We start from the raw sequence: 6,513 nt of genomic DNA, 5'->3' as shown, positions 1-6,513 counted from the left end.
TTTTTGGCGGCATCCACGTAGAATCGAGCTATGCGAGACGATGAGATCCGCGGCATCCTCCGCGATACAAACCCCTGGTGGGCGGCCCGCCTGCGTGGAACCTCTCCCACGTCCTGGACCGTATCGGATGTGGCGCTGCGCGCCCGTGCCAATTGGGACATGGGGTATCGAACGCCGATCCTGTCGGACGTGGCGAGCGAACCGCTCTCTAACGGTCTGTTCGTCCTGCGCGGTCCGCGGCGAGTAGGCAAGTCGGTCGCACTCAAGGATCTCATCGTTGACTTGCTCGAACGTGACGACGTGACACCTATGCAAGTGCTCTACTTCCCGGCCGACACGCTCACATCCCGAGACCTACGGCGCTACTTCGCCATCGGCCGTTCTCTGACATCCACTATCGGAGACCGTCGACGCGTGTGGATCATCGACGAGGTCACGTCGGTTCCAGAATGGACGAGCATGCTCAAGGAGCTGCGGGACAACACGCCGCTGGCCGACGACTGCGTGATCGTGACCGGCTCGTCGGCCGCGGACACCAATCAGGCCGTGAAAGACCTAGGCGCCGGACGCACCGGTGACGCGAACCGCCCCTTTCGCACCCTGCACCCGATGTCTTTCGCCGACTTCGTCCGGCTACGCCAGCCGGAGATACAGTTGCCCGACCTCTTGGGGCCCTCCGAGATACTCAGCGACCAGGCCCGTGATGTCTTCGAGACATGGTCTGTTCTCACCCCGGACCTGGACACGCTATGGCAGGACTACCTGGAGATCGGGGGCTTCCCCCGGGCAGTCGCCGAGCATCATCGATTGGGCGGCGTATCAGAAGACTTTCTCGACGAACTGGCCGCCTGGCTCAAAACCGACATCGACCCCACGGCGCCGGCCGAGTCAGTTGACCTTCTTCTCAATCAGCTTGTCAACGACACGGCCTCGCCAGTGAACGCGCGCAACACCGCCGAGGTTCTCGGAATCGGACGGGACGTGTTTCTTCGCCGCGTCCGAAGGATGCAGAATACCTACGCTGTCCTTTCGTGCCCTCGACGACGCGACAGCCACATCGTCCCGGGCGCGCAAAGCAAGCTGTACCTGACCGACCCCCTGCTCGCCCAGCTGCCGAGCCGACGCCGCCCTGGCTTGGGTATCCCCGACATGAGTCGACAATCCGAGACCGCGCTCGCGGTCAGCTTGGCCCGGGCAATCGACGCAACCCGACCCGGCCGCTGGGAGGACGGTGACACCGTCGGGTACCACCGCACCAACAGTGGCCAGGAAGTCGACTTCGCACCCATTCCCATCGCCGTTTCCGAGGGCACGAGTCAGACTGTCCCCATTGAGAGCAAATGGGTGAGCCAGGGGTGGCGCCGCGAGGCTCAAACACTCCACACGGCGTACGAAGAAGGAATCCTCGCCACCAAAGACATCACTGACCTGACCGGCAGCGTCTGGGCCGTTCCTGCTCCCATTCTCGCCGTTGCCCTGCACTGACGTGCTCTGTCAGACGCCTCGGAACAGGGCTCCCATAGGCGCCCTGCCAACCGTCAGACTGCGTCACGCACGGCTGCGATCGCCTCGACTTCGCGCGGCACAATCGAATTTCGCCGCCAACTCCGCAGAGGCGGCGTCAGGCTTCGGCATTCGCCGCTGACAGTCGGCGACGCGCCAGGCAGGCCAACACGAACGCCGTCACACATGCCGTCAGCGTCACCGCGAATGCCGCCCGGTGTCCGCCTGCGTCGGCCAACCTGCCCGCGGCCCCGGAACCGATCGCGTACCCGATCCCCGCCGCGCCGCCTAACAGCGTCATCGCCATGCCTGCCCGGCTCAGCGGGATCAGCTGCCTCGCCTGCATGACGACGCTGATCATGTACGGCGCTATCGCGAAGCCCAGGACCACCATGACCGGAGTCAGCTCCCCGAGCGAGTCCGCGAGCATGAGCGGTATGGCGAGTACGGCCAAGGCCGCAGCGAACGTCAAGATTCGATCCGCATAGCCGAAGCGAGCCGGTAAGGCGGCCACGGAGAGTCCGGCGACGACGCTACCCACGGCGAGCAGCGCGTACACGAGGCCGGCATGTCCCGGATTTCCCTGCTCGGTCGCGAGGACCGTCGTGCCGGTTTGGGTGGCGCCGAACACCATGCCGATCAGCAGGTTGGCGACGGCGAGTATGACCAGTTCCGGCGTAATCATCTGCATGCGTTTCGACGCACCCGCGGGTCGCGCATGAGCGGGCGTCGCCGTGGAATGCAGCGCGAACCAGCCGCCGAACACGGCGAGAAGCATGGATGCGACGATCAACGCTCCGCCGGGATGGACCACCGCGGCGATGCCACCGACCAGGGCTGGTCCGATGACGTACGCCGCTTCGTCGGCGGCGCCCTCGTAGGAGAAGGCAGTATCGACGAGCCTGACCTGCCCGCTCCCAGTCGGTTGTGCGATATGCCGCCATCTGACGCGTGCCATCGCACCGACGGGCGGCATGAAGAGGCCGGTAAGCCCGGCGACGGCCACGATGAGTGGTAGCGCGGCGTCCGCCGTCGCCAGCACCACGAGTGCCATGATGCCGACGGACGCCACCAACGACTGGACGAGGACCACCGGACGCTGACCGATCCGATCGGTCAGCGCGCCGGCGACGGGAGCGGCAACGGCGCTCGAGGTCGCCACGGCGCCCGCGGCCATCCCGCCCGCCGAGTAGCGCCCGGTCTCGGTGGACACGAGCAGCAGGACTCCGAGTTGGTTCATCGCCATCGGCAAACGGCCGAGAAAGGCGACGACGATATAGGTAGGGCCAACCAGGCCAATCATGCGACGGTACAGCAGCAGGGGCGACATGCAGCGCTCCACGGTTCGAGGCGGTGCGCGTCTCCCCGCCCAGACACGCCGTGTAGCCCCTGCGTGGGATCAAAAGACCCGTTGCTGCTGCGTTGATGCAGACCGGAGGTCGCCGCCTCGAGTCGATGCTGCGCACGTGACCATGAGCCCGGTCAGGCATCCTTCGCGACGGCTGATCGCACGCCGTGGCCGAGGCCGCGCGTCACCCTCGGAAGCTGGCGTATCGGGCCGGGTTGATCCCCAGGTACCGCTTGAAATGCCGGGTCAGATGAGACTGGTCGTAGAGGCCGACGGAAGTTGCCACCTCGGCAGGAGTCTGACCGGCCAGCAGCAGGCGGCGGGCCGCGTCCATCCGGCGGCCGGTCACGTAGGCGTGGGGCGGCAGGCCGAACGCCGCGCTGAACGAGCGCACCAGGTGAACAGGGTGCGCGTGCAGAATCCCGGCGGCCTCCGCCAGCGAGATCCCGCTCGGGAATCGCTCATCGAGAAGGTCTCGCAACTGTTCGGCCATGGCGCCCTGCACCCGTTGGCCATCAGAACCGGAACGCCCCAGCGCTCGCACGACGCTCGGCGTGTCGTCCCGCGACCGCCCGTGACGTGCGCCACCGAGCAGGCGCTCGGTGAGCCGCTCGCGCACCAGCGCCAGCCGGCTCTCGGCCTCGAACGCGTCCTCCGGATGGAGAAGGGCGATGTGCAGGCGATGCACGCGGTCACGGAGCAGGGCGTCGTCGAAGGCCGGGGTGTCCACCGCCGCGCCGATCAGGTCCTCGCCCAGCACCGTCGAGTCCAGGTACACGACGCGCTTGCGGAAGCCGTGGGCCGTGGCCGAACGGCCGTCGTGCGCCACATGCGGTGGCAGCAACGTGACCGTCGACCGGGCGGCGCCGTGGTGATGCCGCTCCAGGTCGTACTGGATCGCGCCGTCGTCGATGATCAGCAGTGCCCAGGCGTCGTGCGTATGTGCCGGATAGGCGTGGCCGAGGAACCGGGCATGGAAGGCCTCGACGACCCCGTCCACCGCTGGCCGCCAAGCCTGGATGATCGGCCCGCCGGTGGTGTCGTCACCGGCCGGCCGCACGTCCGCCAATTGGCTCACGTTAAGAACGTACAAGACTTCCGCCGCCCGCCACCAACATCATCGATGTGATGAACGAACCGATCCGTTTCGACACCAAGATCGCCGTACTTCTCCGTGACGACCTGGAGGGCTGGCAACGGCTCAATGTCACCGCTTTCCTCGTCAGCGGCATAGCGGGCACCAACCCGGAGCTGATCGGCGAACCATACGAGGACGCCGACGGCACGCAGTACCTGCCGATGTTCCGCCAGCCGGTTCTCGTGTTCTCAGGCAGCAAAGAGACATTGTCCGCCGCGCATTCCCGGACGCTGCAACGCGGACTGCGCTGCGCCGTGTTCACGCATGACCTGTTCAGCACCGGCAACGACCGGGACAACCGGGCCGCCGTCAAAGCGGTCGGCCGCGATGCGCTCGACCTCGTCGGCCTCGCCGTCCACGGCCCCAAGAACGCCGTCGACAAGATCCTGAAAGGCGCCACGCTCCACAAGTGACCAGTTGAACAAAGCCGCTCTTACATGCACCGCGTGCACTCCTCCACAGCCTAGGCCGGCTCGACGGGCCAGCCAAGAATGTGTCTTCATGGTCGCTCAGCCGGCCAAAAACGTAGCTTTTTGACTGGCTGACCCGTCAAAAGAGTAGGTTTTTGGCGGCATCCCTCGTAGCGACGACCATATCGTCCCGGGGTGCCCGCTCCCGTTCTCGCCGCAGAACTGCAGTGAGTCTTCCGGCGTGGCGCACGTAGCCGCGCCCTCCCTCGAGTTCATCTGCGCTCTATATCGAGTCCATCGGTCTCGTAATTCGTTGAAAACAACGGGTGGTTGATTCGTAGTGTCAGCCGCCGATACCACGCGGCGGCGGCCCCAGGTTTCCCATGCCAGGAAGGCCACCATGCGCACTCCATCCGTGAAGCGCGGCGTTCTTCTCGCCGCGGTGCTCGCTCTTACCACCTGGTCGTGCTCGTCCGATGACTCCGGCGAGACCAGCGATGAAACCACTGAGCTCTCAGCGGAGAACCCGGCTGCGGAAGGTGAGCTCACCTTCGCCGTCCCGCCGGGCGCCGATGATCCTGAGCTGCTCGCCCAGCTCGACACGATGTCCGGCGCGGTTGCCGAGGCCACCGGACGCGAGATCCAGCAAGAATCACCCGCCAGCTACCTTGGCGTCGTCGAAGCCGTCCGCAACGGACACGTGGACGTCGCCATGCTCAGCCCGTTCGCCGCCGCGCTCGGTCTCGAAGCCGGCTCGGTGGATCCGCTGCTGGTCTGGGGCGCTGAGGACCAGCCGGCCTCGGTCTGCCTCAGCGGCATCGACAGCGGGATCGACAACGTCGAGGATGTCGCCGGTGCGCAGGTCGCGTTCGTCGACCCAGGCTCCACGACCGGGCACTTCATGCCCCGTGCGCTCTTCGCCGAGGCCGGCTTCGAGGCCGACGAGGACTACGAGATGACATTCGCCGGCGGCCACGACTCGGCGATCCTTGGGCTGGCGAACGGCAGCGTCGACGTCGCGTGCACCGCCGCGATGATCTACCCGACCTTCGTCGAGCAGGAGATCATCGACGAGTCGACCATGCAGAAGTTCGCCGAGAGCGGACCGATTCCGATCGGGCTGGTCATCGTCGTCCGCGAAGACCTTGACGACGCCACACGCGAGGCACTCATCGACAACCTCCCCGGGATCATCTCCGACGACGAGGGCCTGGTCGGGATGTTCGGCATCGGCGAGGTCACCGCCAATCCTGAGGCTGAGGTCTTCGACCCGCTCGTCGACATCGCGACTCTCGCCGGCGTCGACCTCGAGGACGTTCGATGACCAGCACTCCGGCCACGGAGACGACCAGCATGCCGGCCACCGAGCCGGCGCGGCCACAGCCGCCACCCGCCTCCACGTCGCCGGTGGTCGACGCGCAAGCGGTCCGGGTCACCTACGGCTCGACGGTCGCGCTGGACGGTGTCGACCTGACCGTGGGCCCCGGCGAGGTGGTCGTGTTGCTCGGCCACTCCGGCTCCGGCAAGTCGACGCTGCTGAAGTCGCTCACCGGCATGGCTCCGTTCGAGGCCGAGCGGATGCTGGTGGCCGGACACGACGTCGCCGCACTCGCCTCACGCGGCCGGCGCGGCGAGCATGGCGGGACCCGGGCACTGCGCGCCGTCCGTTCCGACGTGGGCCACGTGTTCCAGCACTTCAACCTCGTGTCGCGGATGTCCTCGCTGACCAACGTGCTCACCGGAGGCCTCTACACGGCAGGTCGGCTGAGCGTCGCCGGGATCTTCCCGCGCGCGCAACGCGAGAAGGCCATCGGCCTCCTCGACCGCGTCGGGCTCGTCGACCAGGCCAGACAACAGGCACGCACGCTCAGCGGCGGGCAGCAGCAGCGGGTGGCGATCGCCCGCGCACTCATGCAGGATCCGAAGCTGATCCTCGCTGACGAGCCCGTCGCCTCGCTGGACCCGAGGCTGGCCGGCACGGTGCTGTCCCTGCTGCGGCAGATCGCCTCCGAACAGAACGTTCCCGTCGTGGTCAGCTTGCACGTCGTCGATCTGGCGCGCCGGTACGGCGACCGGGTCGTCGGGTTGCGTGACGGCCACGTGGTCTTCACCGG

General features: G+C 66.8%; 6 protein-coding genes. 4 read left to right on the top strand and 2 right to left on the bottom strand.

All coding sequences use genetic code 11. The annotated features are described in order from the left end of the window. Positions 1–30 precede the first annotated feature (30 nt). On the top strand, positions 31–1,485 hold the full coding sequence (locus ELR45_RS14200; protein ID WP_129666987.1) for an ATP-binding protein: 1,455 nt from the start codon (positions 31–33) through the stop codon (positions 1,483–1,485). Between the two features lie 136 nt (positions 1,486–1,621). Here the strand turns inward: ELR45_RS14200 and ELR45_RS14195 are convergent, their stop codons facing one another. Then, a complete protein-coding gene (locus tag ELR45_RS14195) occupies positions 1,622–2,833 on the bottom strand; it encodes an MFS transporter (protein ID WP_129666986.1) in 1,212 nt (403 codons plus the stop codon). A 202-nt stretch (positions 2,834–3,035) separates the two neighbouring features. After that, a complete protein-coding gene (locus tag ELR45_RS14190; RefSeq protein WP_240759705.1) occupies positions 3,036–3,929 on the bottom strand; it encodes a helix-turn-helix transcriptional regulator in 894 nt (297 codons plus the stop codon). Between the two features lie 50 nt (positions 3,930–3,979). On the opposite strand from ELR45_RS14190, the gene ELR45_RS14185 reads away from it, so the two are divergent. The 3 genes from ELR45_RS14185 to ELR45_RS14175 form a co-directional block, all read left to right on the top strand. After that, positions 3,980–4,402 (top strand): DUF2000 domain-containing protein, encoded by a 423-nt coding sequence (locus tag ELR45_RS14185; protein WP_129666985.1) that lies wholly within the window; start codon positions 3,980–3,982, stop codon positions 4,400–4,402. 397 nt (positions 4,403–4,799) lie between these two features. Then, positions 4,800–5,723, top strand: a complete 924-nt coding sequence (phnD, locus tag ELR45_RS14180) for a phosphate/phosphite/phosphonate ABC transporter substrate-binding protein (protein WP_129666984.1) — start codon at positions 4,800–4,802, stop codon at positions 5,721–5,723. Further along, positions 5,720–6,513 (top strand): phosphonate ABC transporter ATP-binding protein (locus ELR45_RS14175; protein ID WP_205856578.1); only part of this gene is annotated, 794 nt, incomplete at its 3' end. The genes phnD and ELR45_RS14175, both read left to right, overlap by 4 nt.

The sequence above is a fragment of the Phytoactinopolyspora endophytica genome (genome assembly GCF_004138495.1).
GTDB lineage: Bacteria > Actinomycetota > Actinomycetes > Jiangellales > Jiangellaceae > Phytoactinopolyspora > Phytoactinopolyspora endophytica.
The sequence above is the reverse complement of the archived record's forward strand: the minus strand, read 5'-3'. Positions and strand labels throughout refer to the sequence as shown.